Below are 22,245 nucleotides of genomic sequence, written 5' to 3'. Positions count from 1 at the left end.
GGCGGGACTTCGAACCCCAATCGTCGGCACAAGCGCTCATCGCGGCGGCTCCTCGAATCAACCGCCGCCACAGAATCAGCCTCCGCGCAATGCGTCACCTGCTGTCATATGAGTTCGGAGCCCTGCCACTCACCCGTCTCCGCCTTGCGTCGGGGCCGGCTTCGGGGCAGAACGTGCCCGTCATGCCGGCCGGCGCCGATGCAACCGCAGAGCGGTGCGTCATCCGGGACGGCATGGGCGGACGTGGCGAAATCGGTAGACGCAGCAGACTTTGGAAAATTGGAGTGCCCGCGGGGAAACCTGCGGTGTAGAACCGCTCAAAGTCGGGGAACGCTAACGGGCGGCAACGCCCCAGGCCGATCCCGAGCCAAGCCCCTTTGCGGGGAAGGTGTAGAGACTGGACGGGCGGCGCCTAAAGCCGGTGGCATCCGTCCGAAGCCCTGAAGGCCGGGCTTCGGCGGGGACGCTGCGGCGTCGAGACGACCCGCAGCGTGCCTTCCGCGTCGTCTATGACGCGGGCGATGCCGGCCATGGCGAAGGGACAGTCCAGACCACGAACGCCGGACGGCGGCGGCGAAAGCCGAAGTGGTACGAAAATCTGCTTCCCGACCGGGAGTACGGGTTCGAGTCCCGTCGTCCGCACCACTTTCCCGAACGCGGCGCGCATGCCGTTGCCGATGCACTTGCGCTCAACGGCAGGGTCCTTCGGTTCGAGGCCGACGCTTCGACTTGGGGGTCAACGTCGACCGCATCCTCGACGATCGCGCGTTTCCCGGCGCCCGCCGGGCCGTGCCGCTTTCGGCCGCGCGCCTGCGCGGTCTGCCGCGGCTCCCGCGCCGAGGCTCTATCGTCGCGGCCCGAGCAACGGGCACACGGCGGCGATTTTGACCAAACGATAAAAAATTTGACGGCGGCGAAAAATGGAATCATTCTGGAATGCGAGCCGAAAAGGCGACTGCCAGATCGAGGGCCAGAGCGAGGGAAATGATCGCCATGTCCGATCCGCTGCCGAAACGACCCGACATCCGGCCCGGACGCCTGCCGGCCGAGGCCCTGGCGGCAGGGTTCGCCGATCTCCACCCGCCGCTGGAAAAGCACGAGGCGCTGGTCGAGGCGGACCGCTGCTACTTCTGCTACGACGCGCCCTGCATGAATGCCTGCCCGACGACGATCGACATCCCGCTGTTCATCCGCGAGATCCAGGCCGGCAATCCGATCGGCGCGGCGAAGACCATCCTTTCGGCCAACATCCTCGGGGGCATGTGCGCGCGCGTCTGTCCGACCGAGACGCTCTGCGAGGAGGTCTGCGTGCGCCAGGTTGCGGAGGGCAAGCCGGTGAAGATCGGCATGCTGCAGCGCTTTGCCACCGACGCGATGATGGCGACCGGGCGGCATCCGTTCCGCCGGAGCGCGCCGACCGGCCGGCGCGTCGCGATCGTCGGCGCCGGGCCGGCGGGGCTTTCCTGCGCCCACCGCCTGGCGATGCTCGGCCACGACGTGACGATCTTCGATGCGCGGGAGAAGGCCGGCGGCCTCAACGAATACGGCATCGCCGCCTACAAGACGACGGACGACTTCGCCCAGCGCGAGGTCGCGTTCCTTCTTGAGATCGGCGGCATCGTCGTCGAGACCGGCAAGGCGCTCGGCCGCGACGTCCACATTGCCGAGCTTCGCCGCGACTTCGACGCGGTGTTCCTCGGCCTCGGCCTTGCCGGGGTCAATGCGCTGGGCGCAGACGGCGAGGCGGCCGGTGGTTCGCACGACGCCGTCGCCTGGATCGCGGAACTGCGGCAGACCGGCGATCTCGCCGAACTGCCGGTCGGGCGGCGGGTGGTGGTCATCGGCGGCGGCATGACCGCGATCGACGCCGCCGTCCAATCGAAGGCCCTCGGCGCCGAAGAGGTGACGATCGCCTATCGCCGCGGCCGCGACCAGATGAAGGCCTCGGCCTACGAGCAGGAGGTCGCGGTGACGCGCGGCGTCCATCTGCGCTTCAACCTGCAGCCGAAGCGGATTCTGGCCGAGAACGGCCACGTCGTTGGCATTGAATTCGAGCGCACCCGCATCGAGATCGGCCGGCTGGCGCTCACCGGTGAAACGGTGACGATCGAGGCCGACCAGGTCTTCAAGGCGATCGGCCAGAGCTTCTCGCCGCAAGGCACCGACGGGGAAGGGGCCGGCATCGCGCTGGAAGGCGGCCGGATCAGGGTCGATTCCGCCCGCCGCACCTCGCTCGACGGCGTCTGGGCCGGCGGCGACTGCATTTCAGAGGGCGAGGATCTCACCGTCGTCGCCGTCGAGGACGGCAAGATCGCGGCACTGGATATTCATGCGGCGCTGACGGCGGCGGAGAAGGTCGCGGCGGAATAGGCCCCAGCGCTTTGTAACACCCGAAATACCGAGCGGCTGGTGTCCAAAGGCAAATCGAGAGTCAGAGCAACGCGATGAAATCCTCCTCCGACATGCCGGCTTGCTTGATGATCGCACGCAATGTGCCAATCGGAATGTCACGGTTTCCGTGCACGGGTACGACGACGGCCCTGCGCACCGGCGCAACCCGTTCCATGACATGGTGACTGCCGGTGACATGATGGAGAGTGAAGCCAGCACCCTTCAGCGCCCGCAAGACCTGCTTTCCACTGACGGCCGGAAGCCGAGTCAAAGGTCAAGCAGCCACAGTCACGAGTTCGAGCAGGGGAACGACGTCATCGGGACGGGGGATACCCTCGGCGTCGTAATATTCAAGGACGGCGTGAATAGCCTCCCGACCGTTCTCCAGCGCTTCTTCGCGGCTTTCGCCGTAGCTCACGACTTCCGGCAGCGCCGGCACCAGGACGGTGTAGCCGCCCTCCGGCTCGGGCCGCAGCTGGACCGTATAGGTGACGCTTCCGCTCATCATGCACCTCGAAGTCTCGTGCCGACAGTTTCCACCTTAGCGACCTTTGCCGCCGCCCGCCAGAAAAGGAGCCGGACCCGTGGCTGACCTCTCGACGTCGTTCCTCGGCATTGCCTCGCCGAATCCGTTCTGGCTCGCCTCGGCGCCGCCGACCGACAAGGAATACAACGTCAACCGCGCCTTCGAGGCGGGCTGGGGCGGCGTCGTCTGGAAGACGCTCGGCGAGGATCCGCCGGTGGTCAACGTCAACGGCCCACGCTACGGCGCGATCTGGGGGCCTGACCGGCGCCTCCTCGCCCTCAACAACATCGAGCTGATCACCGACCGGGCGCTCGACACCAACCTCGAGGAGATCGCCCGGGTCAAGCGCAACTGGCCGGACCGGGCGCTGATCGTCTCGCTGATGGTGCCTTGCGAGGAAGCGCCCTGGCAGAAGATCCTGCGGCTGGTCGAGGAGACCGGCGCCGACGGCGTCGAGCTCAACTTCGGCTGTCCCCATGGGATGAGCGAGCGCGGCATGGGCTCGGCCGTCGGCCAGGTGCCGGAATATATCGAGATGGTCGCCCGCTGGTGCAAACAGCATTCGAAGCTGCCGGTGATCGTCAAGCTGACGCCGAACATCACCGACATCCGCTATCCGGCCCGCGCCGCGAAGAAGGGCGGCGCCGACGCCGTCTCGCTGATCAACACCGTGTCGGCGATCATGTCGGTCGATCTCGACAGCTTCGCCCCGACCCCGACGATCGACGGCAAGGGCTCGCATGGCGGCATGTGCGGTCCGGCGGTGAAGCCGATCGCCCTCAACATGGTGGCGGAGATCGCCCGCGATCCCCAGACGGCGGGCATCCCGATCTCCGGCATCGGCGGCATCACCACTTGGCGCGACGCCGCGGAATTCATCGCGCTCGGCTGCGGCAACGTCCAGGTCTGCACCGCGGCGATGACCTACGGCTTCAAGGTCGTGAAGGAGATGATCTCCGGCCTTTCCGACTGGATGGACGAGAAGGGCTACCGCACCATCGAGGACTTCCGCGGCCGGGCCGCGCCGAACGTCACCGACTGGCAGTATCTCAACCTCAACTACGTCACCAAGGCGCGCATCGACCAGGACAAGTGCATTTCCTGCGGCCGCTGCCATATCGCCTGCGAGGACACCTCGCACCAGGCGATCACCAGCATGGTCGACGGCGTCCGCCGGTTCGAGGTGATCGACGAGGAATGCGTCGGCTGCAATCTCTGCGTGAACGTCTGCCCGGTGGAGGACTGCATCACCATGGAGCGGATCGCCGGATACGACCCGCGCACCAGGAAGCCGATCCCGGCCGAATACGGCAACTGGACGGCGCATCCGAACAATCCGATGGCGCGGGAGAAGATGCAGCACGCGCCCGAGCCGGTGACGCTGCCGGACGCGGCGGAGTAGGGGCGGCCGCAGGAAGCCTGCTACAATTCATCCCGACGAAGGTGTAATCTCCGACGCCTCAACTGCTCGGGGACGGTTCGATGGCCGGTTTCGCTTCCTCCATGCAGCGCTTCGAGGACTGGCTCGCCGAAGCCCTGAAGGGCGAACTCGTCGTCGAGGATCTCGACTGCAAGCACGAGAAGATGGCCAAGTCGCCCTTCGCCTTTCTGCGCGCGACCTACTGGCGCTTTGCCGAGACGATCCTCGACGTCTGCCCCGATCTCGCCGCCGCGCCGCCGCTTCTCGCCGTCGGCGATACGCATCTGGAAAACTTCGGCACCTGGCGCGACGCCGAGGGGCGGCTCATCTGGGGCGTCAACGATTTCGACGAGGCGGCGGTCATGCCCTACGCGCTCGATCTCGTCCGCCTCGCCGCGAGCGCCCTCCTCGGGCGCGGCGCCGACGCCGCACCGGGTTCGAGCGCCGTCGCGCGGGCGATCCTCTCCGGCTATCGGCGCGCCCTCGAGGCGCCTCAGCCGATCGTCCTCGAGCGCGATCACAAATGGCTGCGCAAGGCGGTCATGCTGCCGGAAGGCGAGCGCAGGAGCTTCTGGGAGAAGATGGAGGCCATCGAGCCGGGAAGGCAGCCCGTTCCGCAACGCTTCGTCGCGGCGCTGGGTCGGGCGCTGCCGGCAGGCGCCACCGAAGTGGTCATCGGGCGAAGGACTGGCGCCGGCCTCGGCAGTCTCGGCCGGCCGCGCTTCGTCGCCCGCGCCACATGGTGCGGCGGACCGGTCGTGCGCGAGGCCAAGGCCGTGCTGCCCTCTGCCTGGACGCTCTGCCACGGACCGAAGGACGCCGAAATCCGGATCGGGGAAATCGCCGCCGGCCGCGGTCGTGCGGCCGACCCGCATTACCGGGTCGACGGCGGGGTGGTGCTGCGCCGCTTGTCGCCGAACAGCCGCAAGCTCGACGTCAAATCCGCGGTGGCCGAGCTTCTCTCGCTGCGGATGCTGGAACTGATGGGGGCCGAAGTCGGCAACTGCCACGCCGCCGGGCCTGTCGAGATCGGCGCCGTCCGCGCCGATCTCGCCGCACGGCCGCAAGACTGGCTGCGCCGGGCGGCGAAGGACGCCGCCCGCTTGGTCGCCGAAGAACACGCCGCATTCGCCTGACGTCGCCGGCTCGGACGTCGCCGCCTCGGACGTTGCAGCCGAGCGATCGCAGCGGCGATTGCCGGCCGGCCGATCGCCGTGCCAGTCTCTTTGCGGGGAGGAGACCGGCATGACAGAACGCACGGACGCCGTCGTCGTCGGGGCGGGGCTCGCGGGGCTCGTCGCGGCCTGCGAGATCGCCGATCGCGGCAGGCGGGTGGTCCTTCTCGACCAGGAGGGCGGCCAGTCGCTCGGCGGCCAGGCCTTCTGGTCGCTCGGCGGGCTGTTCATGGTCGACACGCCCGAACAGCGGCGTTGCGGCATCAGGGATACGCTCGACCTCGCGACGAGCGACTGGCTCGGTTCCGCCGGCTTCGACCGGCCCGAGGACCACTGGCCGCGGCGCGTCGCCGAGGCCTATCTCGATTTTGCCGCGGGCGAGATGCGCGCTTGCTCCATGGTCTCGGCATGCGCTGGTTTCCGGTGGTCGGCTGGGCCGAGCGCGGCGGCTCGCTCGCCACCGGCCACGGCAATTCGGTGCCGCGCTTTCACATCACCTGGGGCACCGGCCCCGGCGTCGTCGCGCCCTTCGAGCGGCGGCTGCGCGAGCATGTCGCGGCGGGCCGCGTCGACTACCGGCCGCGCCACCGCGTGACCGGACTGGCGATCGCCGGCGGCCGGGCGGAAGCGGTCTCCGGCGAGATTCTCGCGCCGGCCGGCGAGCCAAGGGGCCGTGCGACCGGCCGCGACGTCGTCGGCGACTTTTGCATCGAGGCAGGGGCGATCGTCGTCGCTTCCGGCGGCATCGGCGGCAATCACGATCTCGTCCGCAAGAACTGGCCGACCGAGCGGCTGGGTCCGGCGCCGAAGCGGATGATCTCGGGCGTTCCGGCTTATGTCGACGGCCAGATGCTGGAGGTCGCCGAGGCTGCCGGCTGCGGGGTCATCAACCGCGACCGGATGTGGCACTACACCGAGGGCATCGCCAATTTCGATCCGATCTGGCCGATGCACGGCATCCGCATCCTGCCCGGCCCGTCCTCGCTGTGGTTCGACGCCCTCGGCAGGCGGATGCAGGCGCCGGCGATGCCGGGCTTCGACACCATGGCGACCTTGAAGCGGATCCTTTCGACCGGCCGCGACCATTCCTGGTTCGTCCTCACCCAGTCGATCATCAGGAAGGAATTCGCGCTTTCGGGCTCGGAGCAGAATCCGGACATGACGGGAAAGGACTGGCGGGCGGTTCTCAAGAGCCGTCTCGGCCGCAAGGCGCCGCCGCCGGTCGAAGCCTTCAAGCAGAAGGGCGAGGACTTCGTCGTCGCCGAGACGCTGGGCGATCTCGTCGCCGGAATGAACCGGCTCGCCGGCGAAGACCTCCTGTCGCCGGGAGCATTGCGCGCCGAGATCGAGGCGCGCGACCGGCAGATCGCGAACCCCTTCGCCAAGGACGCGCAGATCGTCGCGCTCCGCGGCGCGCGGCACTATCTCGGCGACCGTCTGATCCGCACGGCAAGGCCCCACCGGATCCTCGATCCCGCCCACGGGCCGCTGATCGCGGTCAGGCTGAACGTTTTGACGCGCAAGACCCTCGGCGGCCTCCACACCGACCTCGACGCAAGGGTACTCGCCCCAAACGGCCAGGTGATCGCGGGCCTCTATGCGGCGGGCGAAGCGGCCGGCTTCGGCGGCGGCGGCTATCACGGCTACAACGCGCTCGAAGGCACCTTCCTCGGCGGCTGCCTGTTCTCCGGCCGCGCCGCCGGCCGCCATGCCGCGGGCGCAGCGTGATGCAGTCCGATGCTGCAACCGGAAAAACATCGCAAATTGAAATAGTAACGCCGGAGTAACCTGGCGAATGCATAGTGACGCCTGGCATGGGCCGAGGCTTCGACTGCCACTGTGTATTCCTGTTCTGCAGCCGAGAAAGACGCGTAATGTCGATCAAGGTGAGGCTCATCCTGGGCTGTCTGATATTTGCCGGCCTTTCGATCGCCTTCGGCCTCCTGTCCTATCGGGGCCAGATGGACTCCATCACCAAGCTGGCCGCCTTCGTCGACACCGGCATCGACCCCTTGACGCGCCTGCAGTCGACGCTGACCAATCTCGACGCGGTGCGAAACGATCTCGACAGCCGCATTGCCGCGGAAGGCGAGGCGGCCAGACGTTCGGCGCTTTCCGGCGGCGATCTCGCCGGCATTCTCGCAGCGGTCGGTGACGTGCGCCAGAACGTCGGCGCGCTTCTGGAAACCGGCATTCCCGACGAGGCCAAGGCGGACCTGCGCGGTCTCGTCTACTCGCTCGGCCTGATCGAGACGGGCTATGCCTCGGTCTCCAAGCCGACGGTGGCGCGCGAACTCGAAAAGATCGCGCTCGGCCTGCAATCGGCCTCGCGCATCGTCCGCAACGACATTGCCGCCCGGGGTGCCGACGCGACCCAGTCCTTCGAGTCCGGCACGATGCAGGGCGCCGTCGGTCTCGGCATGGTGATCTTCGCGATGCTCGGCCTTTTGGTCTTCCTGATCCGCTCGGTCTCTTCGCCCCTGAGGCGGCTGTCCGACACGGCACGCGCCCTCGTCGCCGGCGAGGAGGAACTCGACATCCGCCCGACCGGCCCGTCGGAGGTGCGAGGCGCCTTCTCCGCGCTGAAGGACATGCAGGATCGCTACATCGTCCTCCGGTCGACCCTCGACGCCAAGACCAACATGCTCTCCGACCAGATCGCCGCGCAGCAGGGCCAGCTCCAGGCGGCGCTCGACAACATGACGCAGGCGCTGTGCATGCTCGACGGCCAGCGGCGGCTGCTCCTGTCGAACGGCGTCTTCAACGAGCGCTTCGGCGAGTTCGACATCCTCACCCCCGCCAAGAAATTCCTGCCCGATCCGAGCCTCACCAGTGCGCTGCGCGAGAACGAGAACGACTCGCTGCAGATGTCGATGCACGACGGCACCATCCTCGAGGTCAAGCGTCGCGGCATGTCCGGCAAGGGGCTGCTCGTCACCTTCGAGGACATCACCGAGCGCGAGCGCATCTCGAAGCGCCTGCACTATCTCGCCGGCCACGACCAGCTCACCGATCTGCCCAACCGTCGCCAGTTCGGCGACGAGCTCGACCAGCTGCTGAGGAACGCCAAGAAGCCGTTCTCGATCGTCGTGGTCGACATCCGCAACTTCAAGTCCATCAACGACACCTACGGCCATCCCTTCGGCGACGCGCTGTTGAAATGCTGCGGCGAGAGGCTGGCCGGCCTCGTCGACGCGCGGGGCAGCGTCGCCCGGCTCGGCGGCGACGAATTCGCCGTCATCGCGCCGCAGACCAAGTCGACGGAAGAGGCGCGGGCGCTCGGCCAGACGATCGTCAAGTCCTTCGACGAACCGATCGAGGTCGAGGGCCGGCGGATCTTCGCCGCGGTCAGCGTCGGCATCGTCGCCCACGATCCCGCCAAGGCGGAGGCCGAGGGCACCAATGCCGACATCATGCTTCAGAACTGCGACCTCGCCCTCTACAAGGCCAAGGAGGACCGCACCGGCAACGGCTCGTTCCGCGTGTTCGAGCCGGCGATGCGCGCCAAGCTGAAGCAGCGCCGGGAGATGGAGCTCGACCTCAAGGCGGCGCTCGATTCCGAGGAGTTCGAACTCTACTACCAGCCCTTCGTCGACATCGTCGACAAGCGGGTGAGCGGCTTCGAGGCGCTGCTGCGCTGGCGCCATCCGCAAAAGGGCATGATCTCGCCGGGGGACTTCATTCCGCTTGCCGAAGAGGCCGGCGTGATCGAGCGGCTCGGCATCTGGTGCCTCGAGACCGCCTGCACCGAGGCGTCGACCTGGCCGCAGTCGATGACCATCTCCGTCAACCTCTCGCCGATGCAGTTCAAGAGCCCGACGCTGCTCGCCGACATCGACCGCGCCCTCGCCAAATCCGGCCTCGCCGCCAGCCGCCTGCAGATCGAGGTGACCGAATCGCTGTTCCTCGACGAGAGCGACCGCGTCCTCGACATCCTGCGGGAGATGCGCCGTCGCGGCCTGACCGTCTCGATGGACGACTTCGGCACGGGCTATTCCTCGCTCGGCTATCTCAGCCGCTTCTCCTTCAACAAGCTGAAGATCGACCAGTCCTTCGTCCGCGACCTCGAGCGGGCGGAGAACATCGCCATCGTCCGCGCGGTGATCGGCCTGTCGAAGTCCCTGAAGATGCAGGTTCTCGCCGAGGGTATCGAGACCGAGGGCCAGATGCGCAGGCTGCTTGCCGAGGGCTGCCGCGAGATGCAGGGCTATTTCTTCTCGACGCCGCAGCCGAAGGAGGAACTGCCTCGCGTCATCGCCGACATCACCAAGCGCTGGATGAACGACCTCGACGTGCCGGAAGCTTCGCTCGCCGCCTGATGCCGGCGGCCAGCGGAGGCCTTCCGCCGGGGGTCAACGGCGCGGGCGGATGCCGTTGAGGACGATCGACAGCACCGCCTGGGCGGTCTGTTCGCGAAATCCCGCGGCGTCGACCTGGCTGCCGAGCACCGCCTTCACCTGCACGTCGAAATCGGCGTAATGCTGGGTCACCGCCCAGATGGTGAAGATCAGATGCACCGGGTCGACCGGCGCGAGCCGGCCCTCGCCGACCCAGCGGCGGATGACGCCGGCCTTTTCCTGGACGAGGGCGCGCAGGCGCGTTTCGAGGAAATCCCCGATCACCGGGGCCCCGGCGAGGATCTCGTTGGCGAAGAGGCGCGAGGCCGCCGGCTTCTCGGCCGACATCGCCAGCTTCAGGGAGATGTAGCGGCGAAGCTCCTCGATCGGGTCGCCGGCCGGGTCGATCGCCGCGAGCGGCGCCAGCCAGTCGCCCAGCGTCGCCTCCAGCACCGCACGATAGATGTCCTGCTTGCGGCGGTAGTAGTAGAGGAGGTTGGGCTTCGACATGTCCGCCCGCGCCGCGATCTGATCGACCGTCGAGCCACGGAAGCCGTGGACGGCGAAGACCTCCAGCGCGGCGTCGAGGATGATCTCGCGGTTGATCGCCTGGATGCGGGTCGGCTGGCGTTCGCCGCCCTCCGGATTAGGCGTGTCGCCCGCCTCGTTCTTCCGTCTCGCCCCGGCCTTGGCGTCCAATCGTCCCTCTCCGCATCCCCGCGCCGCGCCCGCCACGCCCCGCGTCGCGGCGCTTGACCGGCTTCCGGCGAGCTTCTAGCCTCTGCTTTGACCAAATAGTCAAGAAATCGTCACGCGGCCGCAAGGCCGGACGCAGGTTTGGGCGGAACGCCATGAACGAGCAGGCACGCATCGTCCCCAACAATCTCGAAGCCTTCTGGATGCCGTTCTCGGCGAACCGGCAGTTCAAGCAGGCGCCGCGCATGTTTGTCGGCGCGAAGGACATGCATTACGTGACCGCCGACGGGCGGCGGGTACTCGACGGCACGGCGGGGCTGTGGTGCGTCAATGCCGGCCATTGCCGGCCGAAGATCACCGAGGCGATCCAGCGCCAGGCGGCCGAGCTCGACTACGCGCCGGCCTTCCAGATGGGGCATCCCAAGGCCTTCGAGCTCGCCTCGCGGCTGACCACCATCGCGCCGGAAGGCCTCGACCACGTCTTCTTCACCAATTCGGGCTCCGAATCGGTCGAGACCGCGCTGAAGATCGCGCTTGCCTATCATCGGGCGAAGGGCGACGGGGCGCGGTTCCGGCTGATCGGCCGCGAGCGCGGCTATCACGGCGTCAATTTCGGCGGTATCTCGGTCGGCGGCATCGTCGGCAACCGCAAGATGTTCGGCACGCTTCTGACCGGCGTCGACCACATGCGCCACACCCACGATCCCGAGAGGAACGGCTATTCGAAGGGCGCGACGGAACACGGCGTCGAGCTCGCCGAGGATCTCGTGCGCATCGCGGCGCTGCACGACCCCTCGACGATCGCTGCGGTCATCGTCGAGCCGGTCGCCGGCTCGACCGGCGTCCTGCCGCCGCCGAAGGGCTATCTGAAGCGCCTGCGCGAGATCTGCGACCAGCACGGCATCCTCTTGATCTTCGACGAGGTGATCACCGGCTACGGGCGCATGGGCACGGCCTTCGCCGCGGACTATTTCGGCGTGACGCCGGACATCATGATCACCGCCAAGGGCCTCACCAACGGCGTCATCCCGATGGGCGCGGTCTTCGCCTCGGCGAAGATTTACGACGCCTTCATGACCGGGCCGGAGCACCTGATCGAGTTCGCCCACGGCTATACCTATTCCGGCAATCCCATCGCCGCCGCCGCCGGCCTCGCCACCCTCGAGACCTATCTCGAGGAGGGGCTGTTCGAGCGCGCCAAGGCGCTGGAGCCGGTCTGGGCCGACGCGATCCACTCACTGAAAGGCACGCGCCACGTCACCGACATCCGCACCATCGGCCTGATCGGCGCGATCGAGCTGGAATCCATGGCCGGCGCGCCGACCAAGCGCGCCTTCTCGGCCTTCGTGAAGGCCTTCGAGGAGGGGCTCCTCATCCGCACCACCGGCGACATCATCGCCCTGTCGCCGCCGCTGATGGTCTCCGAGGCGCAGATCGGCGAGATCGTCGATACGCTGAAAGGGATTTTGCAGGGGCTGGAGTGAGTGCCTGCCCGTTCGGTCGTCCTGCGGGCTGGGGCACCCACCGGCAGAGGTTCCGCCGAACATCGCCGAAGAAGGCGGGGATACCGAAACGTCGTCATTCTCGGGCCCCGTCCCGAGAATCCAGGGGCGGTTGCCGCGACGCCCGCGGTTGCGGCCCTTCGCAGATGAACCGAACGGGCGCTCGATGATCTCTGGATTCTCGGGACGGGGCCCGAGAATGACGACGCGGAGAGGTGCGGCGCCCGCTCGGCCATGTCGCCGCGAGCGCGAGCGTGAACCAAGATGCCAGAAGAGAGCGCTCGGCCTCTTTATCCAGCCCTCGTAAAGGACACCCTCATGAGCCAGCTCTCCAACCTCCAGATCGACGGCGACCGGCTGTGGGACGCGCTGATGGAGATGGCGAAGATCGGCCCGGGGATCGCCGGCGGCAACAACCGCCAGACGCTCACCGACGAGGACGGCGAGGGGCGCAAGCTCTTCCAGTCATGGGCAGAGGCCGCCGGCATGGCGATGGGCGTCGACAGCATGGGCAACATGTTCTTCCGCCGCGAGGGCGCCGATCCCGACGCCCTGCCGGTCTATGTCGGCTCGCATCTCGACACCCAGCCGACCGGCGGCAAGTATGACGGCGTCCTCGGCGTTCTCGGTGCGCTGGAAATCGTGCGCACGCTCAACGACCTGAACATCAGGACGAAGCATCCGATCGTCGTCACCAACTGGACGAACGAGGAGGGAACGCGCTTCGCCCCGGCGATGCTCGCCTCGGGCGTCTTTGCCGGCGTCCACGAGGAGGACTGGGCGAAGGCGCGGGTCGACGCGAAGGGCAAGAAATTCGGCGATGAACTCGCCCGCATCGGCTGGCAGGGCGACGAGCCCGTCGGCGCGCGCAAGATGCACGCCTTTTTCGAACTCCACATCGAGCAGGGGCCGATCCTGGAAGACGAGGGGATCGACATCGGCGTCGTCACCCACGGCCAGGGGCTCTACTGGCTGCAGGTGACCTTGACCGGCAAGGAGAGCCACACCGGCTCCACCCCGATGCCGAAGCGGCGCAATGCCGGCCTCGGCATGGCGCGGGTGACCGAGCTCGTCCACGAGACGGCGATGGACTATCAGCCCAACGCCGTCGGCGCCGTCGGCCACATGGAGGTCTATCCGAACTCCCGCAACATAATTCCCGGCCGCTGCGTCTTCACCATCGACATCCGCTCTCCGTCCCTCGAAACGCTCGAAGAGATGCGCGAGCGGATCGAGGACGGCATCGACACGATCGTCGAGGCGATGGACATTGCCGCCGAGGTCGAGATCGTCGGCCATTTCGATCCCGTCACCTTCGACGCGGGCTGCGTGAAGGCCGTCCGCGACGCCGCCGAGCGGCTCGGCCTGTCGCATACCAACATCGTCTCCGGCGCCGGCCACGACGCCTGCTGGATCAACCGCGTCGCGCCGACGGCGATGGTCATGTGCCCCTGCGTCGACGGCCTCTCCCACAACGAGGCCGAGGAGATCACCCGGGACTGGGCGCGGAACGGCGCGAACGTGCTGATGCATGCGGTGGTGGAGACGGCGGGGGTGGTGGAGTAGGGTCGGCCGAGCGGCGACAGAATTCAGGAGGCTGCCATGGGTAGGCCGAAGGAATTGACCACGGAGCAGAGGGCCGAACTTCTGGCGAAGGGCTGGCGGCCAATTGAGGTCTGGGTGATCGACCGGGACAGTCCGGCGTACCGCGCAGAAGTTGACAGGGAGCTCGATGCCATTGCAGAGGCGGATCGCAACGATCCCGGCATCGACGATTGGATCATTCAGCTTCGGGGCAATCTCTGGGACGATGAAGAACCTTGAAGCGCGGCGACGTTTTCACTGTTTCGACGCGAGGCGCTGCCGGCAAACCACGGCCGGCGGTGATCCTCATGGCTGATGAATTCATTCGTACGAACCGCCCGGTCATCCTGTGCCCGTTGACGAGCGACCTGATCGATGCGCCACTTGCTCGTGTGCGGATCCAGCCGTCTGCCATCAATGGCCTTCGCCTTGTCTCCGATGCGATGCTGGAACGATTGGGCGTCGCGCTGCCGCGGGAGGTGGGAGATCGCATCGGCAGTCTCGAGCGCGGGGATCTCGATCATATCGACGCCGCTCTCATCAATATCCTGGGCCTGACTCAGTCGGCGGCCATCGTGTCGGCCATCGGGAAACTGACATGACCTCTGTCGGCAAGGACGATTCCATCGCTTTGGTCCGACCTGCGCGGTTGTCCGACCATGGCAGGAGGCCGAACTGGTCCGGGCCGAGATCGGGGCAGCCCGTCCATGACTGAACATCTCGGCCGTCTCTTCGATCACGTCCACATCCGCGTCGCCGACATCGCCGCGAGCCGGCGCTTCTACGAAGCCGTGCTCGGCGCCCTCGGCCATCGCATCGAAGGCGACGGCGAGGATTTCTGGTGCGACGAGTTCTATGTCTCGGCGGCCGACGGCGCGGTCTCGCGGCTGCATTTCGCCTTCCAGGCAAAGGACCATGAGGCCGTCGCCGCCTTCCACACCGCGGGGCTCGCGGCCGGCGGTCGCGACAATGGCGCGCCCGGCCTTCGCGACTATCACGCCGGCTATTTCGCGGCCTTTCTGCTCGACCCCGACGGCAACAATGTCGAGGCCGTCCATCACGGGCCGACGAATAGGTCCGCCGCCTCGGTCACCGTCGAGCGGGTCGAGCCAGAGGATCATCCATGACTGCGCTGCCTGGGGGGCCACGTTCGCCATCACGGATGCCCGAAGAGCAGACGATGTGGTCGCTTGGATCGCGGCTTATCTCGGCGAGATGGCGGGTGGCCGGTTTCCCGCCCCCTTCTCCCGGCGCGCTGGAGAGTGCCGGCATGCTGGGGTAGGATCGGTTTTGCGACATCGTCGAGGAGGCGCACATGGGACGCCCGAAGGAATTGTCGGAAGAAGAACGCCAGAAGCTCTTGGCCGAAGGCTGGAAGCCGATCCAGGCCGAGGTCTGGGTGCCGGATTGGGACAATCCGGTGTTCAGGGCCAGGATCGAGGAGGATTGCCGGCTCATCCGCGAGTCCGACAGGCGTACGGGGATGAACGACGTTCTTGATGCTTTCGCCCGTGAACTGTGGGACGATTTGGACTGATGAAGCGTGGCTCGGTCGTGATCGTCTCCGCCCAGGGAGACTACGGGAAGCCGAGACCTGCGGTCGTCGTCCAGCGGTCCGAAACGATCGGTTTGCTCGACAGCATCACCGTCTGCATGATGACCAGCGATCTGGTTCGCGATGGTCCAATGCGCATCACGGTTGAACCTGCTTCAGAAAATGGCCTGCGGCTCGTGTCGCAGGTCCAGATCGAAAAGATGATGACGTTTCCGCGTGCCAAGGTCCGTGGTCCGATTGGCATGCTGGCGGCGCATGAAATCAAATCGATCGGGCACGGCCTCACCCTGTTTCTCGATCTTCTCGAAATCAAGCGATGACTGTCGACGCGGTCACCATCACAGCAGAAGGTTCTATGCCATGACCACAGTCATCAAGGGCGGCACCATCGTCACCGCCGATCTCACCTACAAGGCCGACATCCTGATCGAGGGCGAGACGATCGCCGCCATCGGGCCGGACCTTTCCGGCGACGAGGTGATCGACGCCTCGGGCGCCTATGTCATGCCCGGCGGCATCGATCCGCACACCCATATGGAAATGCCCTTCATGGGCACCCATTCGGCCGACGACTTCGACACCGGCACGGCGGCAGCGCTCGCCGGCGGCACGACGATGACCGTCGATTTCTGCCTGCCGGCGCCGGACCAGGGGCCGATGGACGCCCTGCAGGTGTGGTTCCAGAAGGCCGGGCCCGCCCGCACCGACTATTCCTTCCACATGGGCGTCACCTGGTGGGGCCAGAAGTTCTTCGACGAGATGCCGAAGGTGGTCGAGGCCGGGATCAACACCTTCAAGCACTTCATGGCCTATAAGGGCGCCCTGATGGTGAACGACGACGAGATGTTCGCGTCCTTCACCCGCTGCGCCGAGATCGGCGCGATGCCGCTGGTCCATGCCGAGAACGGCGACGTCGTCGCCTTCCTGCAACAGAAGCTGATGGCCGAGGGCAACAACGGCCCGGAGGCCCATGCCTTCTCGCGGCCGCCCGAGGTCGAGGGCGAGGCGGTCAACCGGGCGATCATGATCGCCGACCAGGCCGGCGTGCCGCTCTATGTCGTCCACACCTCCTGCGAACAGGCGCACGAGGCAATCCGCCGGGCACGGCAGAAAGGCATGCGCGTCTATGGCGAGCCGCTGATCCAGCATCTCGTCCTGGACGATTCGGAATATTCCCACCCCGACTGGGACCACGCGGCGCGCCGGGTGATGTCGCCGCCGTTCCGCGACAGAAGCCACCAGGATTCGCTCTGGGCCGGCCTCGCATCGGGCTCGCTGCAGGTGGTGGCGACCGACCACTGCGCCTTCACCACCGAGCAGAAGCGCATGGGGCTCGGCGACTTCACCAAGATCCCCAACGGCACCGGCGGCCTCGAGGACCGTCTCTCGGTGCTGTGGACCAAGGGCGTCGTCACCGGCCGGCTGACGATGAACGAGTTCGTCGCCGTCACCTCGACCAACATCGCCAAGATCCTCAACGTCTATCCGAAGAAGGGCGCGATCCTCGTCGGCGCCGACGCCGACCTGATCGTGTTCGACCCGAAGGCGACGAAGACCATCTCGGCGAAGACCCAGAAATCGGCGATCGACTACAACGTCTTCGAGGGCGTGGAAGTCACAGGACTTCCCGTCATGACCTTCTCGCGCGGCAGGCTGGTCTACAAGGACGGCGACGTCCGAGCCGAAAAGGGCGACGGCCGCTTCGTCGAACGCCCGGCCAACGCGCCAGTCAACAAGGCCCTGTCGACCTGGAAGGAACTGACGGCGCCGCGCAAGGTCGAGCGCACGGGCATTCCGATGAGCGGGGTGTGATCATGGCGCCCATCTCTTCCCATTTCCCTTGAGGGCAGGGGGAGCGCCGTCGGGTCGTCGCGGCTGAAGGGGCATGGCGCCTAGGCGGCTTCGCTGGCTTGTGCGATAGGCATGACGTCCTGAACGTCGAAAGTGTGAAAGCATGAGCGCAGCGGCGATCCTGTGGTTGGCTGGTGCCGTTCCGGTGTTTCTCGCCGCTGCCTCGGCGACGCGCTCCTATGTATCGAACGGGCTGCCGTGGGTGCTCGCCGGCGCCCTGATGCTCTATTGCGTCGGCAATCTGATGATGGTGAAGCTGATGCGCGAAAGCGGGCTCGGCGTCGCCATCTCCGCCTCCTCGGTCGCCCAGCTCATCCTCATCAACGTCATCGCCTTCGCCGTCTTCCAGGAGCGGCCGCCGCTGACCCAGCTGATCGGCATGGGCCTCGGGCTGATCGGCTTCGTGCTGATGGTCTGGCCGCAGGCCAAGGGCTGAGCGCGCCGTCGTCAATTTGACAGGACGCAAGGCCCCGTCAGAACACGCTCGCCCCGCTCTCGGCGTCGCCGACCGCCGACCGGAACGCCGCGAAGAGTTCGCGGCCGAGGCCGAAGTCGTTGCCGGAAAGGTCCGGCGTCTCCGGCGTGCGGGCATCGAGCTCGGCCGGGTCGACCAGCACCTCCAGCGTGCCCGTCTCGCCGTCGAGGCGGATCACGTCGCCGTCCTTGACCCGGGCGATCGGGCCGCCGGTCTTCGCCTCGGGGGTGACGTGGATCGCCGCCGGCACCTTTCCGCTGGCGCCGGACATCCGCCCGTCGGTGACGAGCGCGACCTTGTGGCCGCGGTCCTGCAGGACGCCGAGAAGGGGGGTGAGCTTGTGGAGCTCCGGCATGCCGTTCGACTTCGGCCCCTGGAACCGCACCACCGCGACGAAGTCCCGGTCGAGCTCGCCGGCGTCGAAGGCGACCTTCAGCTCGTTCTGGTCGTGGAAGATCTTCGCCGGCGCCTCGACGACGCGGCGCTCCGGCTTCACCGCCGAGACCTTGATCACCGCCTTGCCGAGATTGCCCCTCAGCATTCTGAGGCCGCCATTGCTGGAGAACGGTCTGTCGGCGGTCGTCAGCACCTTCGGATCGCCGCTCTCGCGCGGCGCCTCGTGGCGCACGACGCTCTCGCCGTCGGCGGAGAGCTTCGCCTCGATGGCATAGGCCCTGAGGCCGCGGCCCCAGGCGGTGCGCACGTCCTCGTGCAACAGCCCGCGGTCGAGCAGCTCGCGGATCAGAAAGCCCATGCCGCCGGCGGCGGCGAAGTGGTTCACGTCGGCAAGGCCGTTGGGATAGACCCGCGCGAGCAGCGGCGTCACGTCGGACAGGTCGGAAATGTCCTGCCAGGTCAGCCTGATGCCGGCGGCCGCGGCGATCGCGACGAGATGCATGGTGTGGTTGGTCGAGCCGCCAGTGGCGTGCAGGCCGACGACGCCGTTGACCACGGCGCGCTCGTCGACGACGAGGCCGGCCGGCGTATATTCGTTGCCGAGCGCGGTGATCGCCAGGGCCCGGCGGGTCGCCTCGCGCGTCAGCGCGTCGCGCAGCGGCGTGTTCGGATTGACGAAGGACGAGCCCGGCGTGTGCAGGCCCATGATCTCCATCAGCATCTGGTTGGAATTCGCGGTGCCGTAGAAGGTGCAGGTCCCGGGCCCGTGATAGGACTGGGCCTCGGCCTCGAGCAGCTTGTCGCGGCCGACCTTTCCTTCCGCGTAAAGCTGGCGGATGCGGCTCTTCTCGTCGTTGGGAAGCCCGGAGGTCATCGGCCCGGCCGGAACGAAGATCGCCGGCAGATGGCCGAAGGTCAGCGCCGCGATCGCCAGGCCCGGCACGATCTTGTCGCAGACGCCGAGATAGACCGCCGCATCGAACATGTCGTGCGACAGGCCGACGGCCGCCGCCATGGCGATGACGTCTCGCGAGAACAGCGAAAGCTCCATGCCGGTCTGGCCCTGGGTGACGCCGTCGCACATCGCCGGGACGCCGCCGGCGACCTGCGCGGTGCCGCCGACGTCGCGCGCCGCCGCGCGGATGAGCTCGGGGAAGCGCTCGAAGGGCTGATGCGCCGAGAGCATGTCGTTATAGGCGGTGATGATGCCGAGATTGAGCGTGCGGTCGCCCATCAGCCGCTCCTTGTCGAGCGGGCCGCAGGCGGCGAAGCCGTGGGCGAGGTTGCCGCAGGTCAGCGTCGTGCGCTTCGGACCCTCGGCGCCCTTGGCGCGGATGCGGGCGAGATAGGCTTCCCGCGTCGGCGCGGAGCGCTCGCGCAGGCGATCGGTGATCTCTTCGATGCGACGGTCGGCGGTCATGCTTCGGCCCCTTGTCGTATGAAGGCGGGGACGGGCGGCGTGGCGTCCGCCCGGTCCTGCGGTGGTTCGTCGTCTCGCCGGGAAGGGCGAAGGCCGCTTCCCTGAAAAATCGTCATGGCGCCCAGAACACGTCGAGCGGCTGGCTGCGATGGGCTCTCAGCACGGCACGCACCGGCATGTCCTCGACCGGCCCGTCGCCGCACGCGGCTTCGAAGGCCGCAAGCTTCTCCGCGCCTTCGATGTGAAGGGCGAGGAAGCGCGCCGCATTGACGACCGGATAGGTCAGCGTCACCCGCGGCTCGTCCATCCCGCGCGGATGCACCGCGGCGACGGCATCCGTGCCGTTTGGGTCGAGGCAGGCGGCAAGGCCCGGGGCATGCGGAAACCAGGAGGCGGTGTGGCCGTCGGCTCCCATGCCGAGGATCAGCGCGTCATGCGGCCTGCCGGTCCGGTGGAAGCGCTCCTCGAGCGTCTCCAGCACCTCTTCCGGCATGTCGCTCGGTTCGTGGAACGGCACGAAATGCGCCGAGGCGGCGTGTCCCTGAAGAAGATGCCGGCGCACCATCGCGGCGTTGGAACGCTCGCTCTCTTCCGGCACCCAGCGTTCGTCGACGAGGTTGACGGTGACGGCGGCCCAGTCGATCGCGGCTCCGGCGAGCCGCGCGAGGAAGCGCTGCGGCGTCGAACCGCCGGAAACGGCGAGCCGCGCCTCGCCGTCGGTGGCGAGCGCCCCGGCGAGGACGGCCGCAACGCCGGCCGCCAGCGCCTCGGCCAGCGCCTCGCGGCTCTCGTAGCGATGAATCACCGGCTCTGTCATGTCGCGCTTCGGCCCATCTTCGATGTCGCGACGATCGCTCGGGGGCCGCGCGGGCGCCCGGCGATCGTCAGTTCGGCTCGTGCCAGGTCCGCCCGTCGCGCTCGATCAGGGCGACCGAGGCGGAGGGACCCCAGGTGCCGGCGGTGTAGCCCTGCGGCTTGACGCTCTTTTCGGCCCAGGCCTTGAGGATCGGATCGACCCACTCCCACGCCGCCTCGACCTCGTCGCGGCGCATGAACAGCGTCTGGTTGCCGCGGATGACGTCCATCAGCAGCCGTTCGTAGGCGTCCGGATTGCGGGTCATGAAGGATTCGGCGAAGGTCATGTCGAGCGGCACGTGCTTCAGCCGCATGCCGCCGGGGCCCGGGTCCTTGATCATCAGCCACTGCTTGACGCCCTCGTTCGGCTGCAGCCGCATGACCAGCTGGTTGGCGACGATGTTGCCGGCGACGGCCTCGAAGATGTTGTGGGGGATCGGGCGGAAGGTCACGACGATTTCCGACATGCGCTCGGACAGCCGCTTGCCGGTCCTGAGGTAGAACGGCACGCCGGACCAGCGCCAGTTGCCGATCTCGGCCTTGATCGCGACGAAGGTCTCGGTGTCGCTCTCGCCGTTGCCGAGATCGTCGAAATAGCTCTTCACGGCCGCGCCGCCGGAGGCGCCGGCCTTGTACTGGCCGCGCACCGTGCGGCTCTCGACGTTCGAGGCGTCGATCGGCTTCAGCGCGCGCAGCACCTTCAGCTTCTCGTCGCGCAGCGCGTCGGCGTCGAGGGCCGACGGGGGCTCGAGCGCGACGAGGCACATGAGCTGGACGATGTGGTTCTGCACCATGTCGCGCAGGGCGCCGGCCTTGTCGTAGTAGCCGGCGCGGCCCTCGAGGCCGACTTCCTCCGCCACAGTGATCTGCACGTGGTCGATGTGCGTCGAGTTCCACACCGGCTCGTAGAGGGCGTTGGCGAAGCGCAGCGCCATCAGGTTCTGCACCGTCTCCTTGCCGAGATAGTGGTCGATGCGGAAGATCTGGTCCTCGCGGAAGTGCCGGCCGATCGTCTCGTTCAGCGCGCGCGCCGAGGCGAGATCGCGGCCCACGGGCTTTTCCACCACGAGGCGGGAGCGTTCGTTGGCGAGGCCCTTGCCGCTGATCCGCTCGGCGATCGGCGCAAAGAGCGACGGGCCGACCGCCAGATAGAAGGCGCGGATGCGGGACTGCCCGGCCTCGTCGAGGAGGGCGCGCAGATCGTCCCAGCCGCCGTCGGCCTGGGCGTCGATCGTGCGGTAGTGGAGGCGTCCGAGGAACCTCTCCAGCGAGACCTCGTGAATGTCCTCCGCCTTGACGTGCTTGGTCAGGGCCGTGCGGGCGAATTCGCGATAGGCCTCGTCGGAAAGGTCCGAGCGCGACGCACCGACGATGCGCGCCTCGGCCGGGATCTGGCCGTCGTGGTCGCGGTGGTAGAGCGCCGGAAGGAGCTTGCGTTCGGCGAGATCGCCATTGCCGCCGAAGACGACGTAGTCGAAGGGATCGACCGGAATGATCTGGCTGGACATGTGTCGCTTCCTGATCGAGGTTCGGCTGATTCCGGCACGGCAGGAATACCGGATCTGCGCCATTGGCGCTGCCTTAGTCTAATCGATTGAATTTTTCCAGTGCCAATAAAAATTCCTCCCCGCGTCGCGCGAACGTCCGGCGAGGCGGGCGGAGCGCCCGAAGGGCGCCGCCCGGGCCACCGGACGATGCATCGGATATCATCTAAGCCGCGACGGAGGCGGAGCAACCGGCAGGCGCTCGCGGGGTCATACCAGATTCGGGTGATCAGGTCGGCCTGACTGGCTTGGGCCACCATGTAAAGCTTGTATGCGCCGCGACGGTTTGGCGTTGTTGGTCGAGTTCGCGGCAGCGTTTTTCGAGACGAGCTCGAGGTCCCCGAGCGTTTCGAAGTATCGATTGGCGAGCGGTTCGTCGACGAGCGGCCATAGGTGTTCGGCGGGTTGGACTTCTGGCGTGTAGGCCGGCTGATGGACGAGACGCATGCCGTCTGGAACGGCGAGATTGGGCTTTGTGTGATAGCCGGCCCCGTCGAGGACGAGGATGACGAAGCGAT

At 67.3% G+C, this 22,245-nt stretch carries 19 protein-coding genes and 2 pseudogenes; 14 read left to right on the top strand and 7 right to left on the bottom strand.

The window, feature by feature from the left end:
- Positions 1 to 993: 993 nt before the first annotated feature.
- Positions 994 to 2,370, top strand: coding sequence for an NAD(P)-dependent oxidoreductase (locus J1C47_RS22680; RefSeq protein ID WP_207353093.1), 1,377 nt, complete (start codon positions 994 to 996; stop codon positions 2,368 to 2,370).
- A 61-nt stretch (positions 2,371 to 2,431) separates the two neighbouring features.
- Here the strand turns inward: J1C47_RS22680 and J1C47_RS22675 are convergent, their stop codons facing one another.
- Together J1C47_RS22675 and J1C47_RS22670 are read right to left on the bottom strand one after the other, a co-directional pair.
- The gene (locus J1C47_RS22675; RefSeq protein WP_207353092.1) at positions 2,432 to 2,626 is read right to left on the bottom strand and encodes a type II toxin-antitoxin system HicA family toxin; all 195 of its coding nucleotides are present in this window, start codon (positions 2,624 to 2,626) and stop codon (positions 2,432 to 2,434) included.
- Positions 2,627 to 2,665: 39 nt separating this feature from the next.
- A complete protein-coding gene (locus J1C47_RS22670) occupies positions 2,666 to 2,899 on the bottom strand; it encodes a type II toxin-antitoxin system HicB family antitoxin (RefSeq protein ID WP_245396757.1) in 234 nt (77 codons plus the stop codon).
- A gap of 76 nt (positions 2,900 to 2,975) precedes the next feature.
- On the opposite strand from J1C47_RS22670, the gene preA reads away from it, so the two are divergent.
- From preA to J1C47_RS22650, 4 genes and pseudogenes are all read left to right on the top strand, one after another.
- Positions 2,976 to 4,319: an NAD-dependent dihydropyrimidine dehydrogenase subunit PreA gene (preA, locus tag J1C47_RS22665; protein ID WP_207353091.1), complete on the top strand. Its 1,344-nt coding sequence runs from the start codon at positions 2,976 to 2,978 to the stop codon at positions 4,317 to 4,319.
- Positions 4,320 to 4,399: 80 nt separating this feature from the next.
- Positions 4,400 to 5,473, top strand: a complete 1,074-nt coding sequence (locus J1C47_RS22660; protein WP_207353090.1) for a DUF2252 family protein — start codon at positions 4,400 to 4,402, stop codon at positions 5,471 to 5,473.
- 109 nt (positions 5,474 to 5,582) lie between these two features.
- Positions 5,583 to 7,240, top strand: a pseudogene (locus tag J1C47_RS22655) (FAD-binding dehydrogenase).
- Between the two features lie 146 nt (positions 7,241 to 7,386).
- On the top strand, positions 7,387 to 9,831 hold the full coding sequence (locus J1C47_RS22650) for a putative bifunctional diguanylate cyclase/phosphodiesterase (protein ID WP_207353089.1): 2,445 nt from the start codon (positions 7,387 to 7,389) through the stop codon (positions 9,829 to 9,831).
- 33 nt (positions 9,832 to 9,864) lie between these two features.
- Here J1C47_RS22650 and J1C47_RS22645 read toward each other — a convergent pair whose 3' ends face one another.
- Positions 9,865 to 10,548, bottom strand: a complete 684-nt coding sequence (locus J1C47_RS22645; protein WP_207353088.1) for a TetR family transcriptional regulator C-terminal domain-containing protein — start codon at positions 10,546 to 10,548, stop codon at positions 9,865 to 9,867.
- Between the two features lie 152 nt (positions 10,549 to 10,700).
- Here J1C47_RS22645 and aptA point away from each other — a divergent pair, with 152 nt between their 5' ends.
- From aptA to J1C47_RS22600, 9 genes are all read left to right on the top strand, one after another.
- A complete protein-coding gene (gene aptA, locus J1C47_RS22640) occupies positions 10,701 to 12,029 on the top strand; it encodes an omega-aminotransferase AptA (protein WP_207353087.1) in 1,329 nt (442 codons plus the stop codon).
- A gap of 336 nt (positions 12,030 to 12,365) precedes the next feature.
- A complete protein-coding gene (locus tag J1C47_RS22635; RefSeq protein ID WP_207353086.1) occupies positions 12,366 to 13,613 on the top strand; it encodes a Zn-dependent hydrolase in 1,248 nt (415 codons plus the stop codon).
- A gap of 36 nt (positions 13,614 to 13,649) precedes the next feature.
- Positions 13,650 to 13,871, top strand: coding sequence for an antitoxin MazE-like protein (locus J1C47_RS22630; RefSeq protein WP_207353085.1), 222 nt, complete (start codon positions 13,650 to 13,652; stop codon positions 13,869 to 13,871).
- Positions 13,868 to 14,233, top strand: a complete 366-nt coding sequence (locus tag J1C47_RS22625; protein WP_207353084.1) for a type II toxin-antitoxin system PemK/MazF family toxin — start codon at positions 13,868 to 13,870, stop codon at positions 14,231 to 14,233. Before J1C47_RS22630 ends, J1C47_RS22625 begins: the two co-directional genes overlap by 4 nt.
- 105 nt (positions 14,234 to 14,338) lie before the next feature.
- Positions 14,339 to 14,758: a VOC family protein gene (locus J1C47_RS22620; RefSeq protein ID WP_207353083.1), complete on the top strand. Its 420-nt coding sequence runs from the start codon at positions 14,339 to 14,341 to the stop codon at positions 14,756 to 14,758.
- A gap of 188 nt (positions 14,759 to 14,946) precedes the next feature.
- Positions 14,947 to 15,168, top strand: coding sequence for an antitoxin MazE-like protein (locus J1C47_RS22615; protein WP_207353082.1), 222 nt, complete (start codon positions 14,947 to 14,949; stop codon positions 15,166 to 15,168).
- A complete protein-coding gene (locus J1C47_RS22610) occupies positions 15,168 to 15,506 on the top strand; it encodes a type II toxin-antitoxin system PemK/MazF family toxin (protein ID WP_207353081.1) in 339 nt (112 codons plus the stop codon). Before J1C47_RS22615 ends, J1C47_RS22610 begins: the two co-directional genes overlap by 1 nt.
- Before the next feature lie 40 nt (positions 15,507 to 15,546).
- Positions 15,547 to 16,998 carry a dihydropyrimidinase gene (gene hydA / locus J1C47_RS22605; RefSeq protein ID WP_207353080.1) on the top strand — a complete coding sequence of 484 codons (1,452 nt, stop codon included), beginning with the start codon at positions 15,547 to 15,549 and terminating at the stop codon, positions 16,996 to 16,998.
- Between the two features lie 142 nt (positions 16,999 to 17,140).
- Positions 17,141 to 17,473, top strand: a complete 333-nt coding sequence (locus tag J1C47_RS22600; protein WP_207353079.1) for a hypothetical protein — start codon at positions 17,141 to 17,143, stop codon at positions 17,471 to 17,473.
- A gap of 37 nt (positions 17,474 to 17,510) precedes the next feature.
- On the opposite strand, the gene edd is transcribed toward J1C47_RS22600, so the two are convergent.
- The 4 genes and pseudogenes from edd to J1C47_RS22580 all read right to left on the bottom strand — a co-directional run.
- Complete coding sequence (gene edd / locus J1C47_RS22595) at positions 17,511 to 19,328, bottom strand: phosphogluconate dehydratase (RefSeq protein ID WP_207353078.1); 1,818 nt, start codon at positions 19,326 to 19,328, stop codon at positions 17,511 to 17,513.
- Between the two features lie 112 nt (positions 19,329 to 19,440).
- Positions 19,441 to 20,145: a 6-phosphogluconolactonase gene (gene pgl, locus J1C47_RS22590; RefSeq protein ID WP_207353077.1), complete on the bottom strand. Its 705-nt coding sequence runs from the start codon at positions 20,143 to 20,145 to the stop codon at positions 19,441 to 19,443.
- Positions 20,146 to 20,212: 67 nt separating this feature from the next.
- Positions 20,213 to 21,691, bottom strand: a complete 1,479-nt coding sequence (zwf, locus tag J1C47_RS22585) for a glucose-6-phosphate dehydrogenase (protein WP_207353076.1) — start codon at positions 21,689 to 21,691, stop codon at positions 20,213 to 20,215.
- Between the two features lie 246 nt (positions 21,692 to 21,937).
- Positions 21,938 to 22,245: pseudogene (locus J1C47_RS22580) on the bottom strand (hypothetical protein); the annotation flags it as partial.

The organism is Jiella sonneratiae (assembly GCF_017353515.1).
Lineage (GTDB): Bacteria > Pseudomonadota > Alphaproteobacteria > Rhizobiales > Rhizobiaceae > Jiella > Jiella sonneratiae.
The sequence above is the reverse complement of the archived record's forward strand: the minus strand, read 5'-3'. Positions and strand labels throughout refer to the sequence as shown.

What these genes read in the sequence shown, in the direction of transcription:
- J1C47_RS22680 (WP_207353093.1), top strand. Translation starts at nt 994, where the DNA reads ATGTCCGATCCGCTGCCGAAACGACCCGACATCCGGCCCGGACGCCTG.
- J1C47_RS22670 (WP_245396757.1), bottom strand. Translation starts at nt 2,899, where the DNA reads ATGATGAGCGGAAGCGTCACCTATACGGTCCAGCTGCGGCCCGAGCCG.
- J1C47_RS22660 (WP_207353090.1), top strand. Translation starts at nt 4,400, where the DNA reads ATGGCCGGTTTCGCTTCCTCCATGCAGCGCTTCGAGGACTGGCTCGCC.
- J1C47_RS22650 (WP_207353089.1), top strand. Translation starts at nt 7,387, where the DNA reads ATGTCGATCAAGGTGAGGCTCATCCTGGGCTGTCTGATATTTGCCGGC.
- aptA (WP_207353087.1), top strand. Translation starts at nt 10,701, where the DNA reads ATGAACGAGCAGGCACGCATCGTCCCCAACAATCTCGAAGCCTTCTGG.
- J1C47_RS22635 (WP_207353086.1), top strand. Translation starts at nt 12,366, where the DNA reads ATGAGCCAGCTCTCCAACCTCCAGATCGACGGCGACCGGCTGTGGGAC.
- J1C47_RS22630 (WP_207353085.1), top strand. Translation starts at nt 13,650, where the DNA reads ATGGGTAGGCCGAAGGAATTGACCACGGAGCAGAGGGCCGAACTTCTG.
- J1C47_RS22620 (WP_207353083.1), top strand. Translation starts at nt 14,339, where the DNA reads ATGACTGAACATCTCGGCCGTCTCTTCGATCACGTCCACATCCGCGTC.
- J1C47_RS22615 (WP_207353082.1), top strand. Translation starts at nt 14,947, where the DNA reads ATGGGACGCCCGAAGGAATTGTCGGAAGAAGAACGCCAGAAGCTCTTG.
- J1C47_RS22610 (WP_207353081.1), top strand. Translation starts at nt 15,168, where the DNA reads ATGAAGCGTGGCTCGGTCGTGATCGTCTCCGCCCAGGGAGACTACGGG.
- hydA (WP_207353080.1), top strand. Translation starts at nt 15,547, where the DNA reads ATGACCACAGTCATCAAGGGCGGCACCATCGTCACCGCCGATCTCACC.
- J1C47_RS22600 (WP_207353079.1), top strand. Translation starts at nt 17,141, where the DNA reads ATGAGCGCAGCGGCGATCCTGTGGTTGGCTGGTGCCGTTCCGGTGTTT.
- edd (WP_207353078.1), bottom strand. Translation starts at nt 19,328, where the DNA reads ATGACCGCCGACCGTCGCATCGAAGAGATCACCGATCGCCTGCGCGAG.
- pgl (WP_207353077.1), bottom strand. Translation starts at nt 20,145, where the DNA reads ATGACAGAGCCGGTGATTCATCGCTACGAGAGCCGCGAGGCGCTGGCC.
- zwf (WP_207353076.1), bottom strand. Translation starts at nt 21,691, where the DNA reads ATGTCCAGCCAGATCATTCCGGTCGATCCCTTCGACTACGTCGTCTTC.